The sequence below is a fragment of the Donghicola sp. XS_ASV15 genome (genome assembly GCF_041224595.1).
In the GTDB taxonomy this organism is placed as follows: domain Bacteria; phylum Pseudomonadota; class Alphaproteobacteria; order Rhodobacterales; family Rhodobacteraceae; genus Donghicola.
Genome location: NZ_JBGFGN010000087.1, coordinates 1 through 1037 on the forward strand (window position 1 = coordinate 1; position 1037 = coordinate 1037).

Consider the following 1037-nt stretch of genomic DNA (forward strand, 5'->3'; position numbering starts at 1 on the left):
AACCTCACAGAATTGGCCTGACGGCCAATGCGCCTTGGACCGGGCTTGCTATATGAGGGCCGCACGCTCCAAGGCGCTCGCCCCAAACTGGCCGACTTTTGCTCCGCCACAATGGCCGAATTTTACTCCGCCGTTGACAGATGAAGTAGTCGCTGTCATCTATATGCTCTTCAATAAAGCCCTTTAGAGCCTCATTCGCTCTTATAAAATCAAACCGATCCTCACCTGTCTCTTCGGCAAAACTTCCCCCTGTGCCAAGTATTGTGAGGCCGTAGTTTCTGGAGGTGATGTTCTTCACCGATTGCGACAGCGCCCCTTTGACTTCAAACTGGAATGCTTTCCTTAGATCGAACTTGCATCTTGACAAAACTTTTTCATTTTCCGCCATCATGGAGCAGATGTAATGATAAATCACATATGTCCATATTGTGATATACTGGTTTGGGCGGTTGTAACTCTCGTCGGCGAAGCTGTATAGGGCATTGAAGGGGAAGTTCTTGAAAGAAAGGAGTTTCGAGAATTTGTCGTGTGATCGACGTGAGTGCAAATAGTCAGCAATTGCAGTTTTTCCTGTCCCCTTCCTCCCAATAACATAATTTTTTATACCTTTTTCAATGAAAGATACGTCGTTGAAATGAAAGAAATAGTCGCTACCGCTTTCTTCTCGCGCCTCAATTGGCCAAGATGCGATTTCTAAATACGTGTCATTCAAAAATGTGTCGCCTCATGTCATATCGTTTGGTTATTTTTTATTCGGGTTGTGTGGCTTGAATATAGATTGTCTGACTTCCCTCAAGAAGCATGCTGAGGCGTATTCGCCCGCGGAGGACTGTGCAGGTGCAGCGAACGACCGGATTGACGAGCCGCGCTGCGTCATAGGCTCATCGGGTCAAAGGCCTCTGTGGGTGGCTCCTGCATTGCAAGTGTTTTCTGGTGATTTCTGCGGTCATTTTCGTCAGTACCGTCGTCTGTCCGGCCTGTTTATGTTTTGGCATTGCCTCCACTGGCCCTGATGAGTTCCGCAAGCGAGGTTCCAA

General features: G+C 47.8%; 1 protein-coding gene. It reads right to left on the reverse strand.

Going from position 1 to position 1037, the window contains the following annotated elements:
• Window positions 1–4 precede the first annotated feature (4 nt).
• Window positions 5–712, reverse strand: a complete 708-nt coding sequence (locus AB9K37_RS02725; RefSeq protein ID WP_369835440.1) for a hypothetical protein — start codon at window positions 710–712, stop codon at window positions 5–7.
• Window positions 713–1037: the final 325 nt, after the last annotated feature.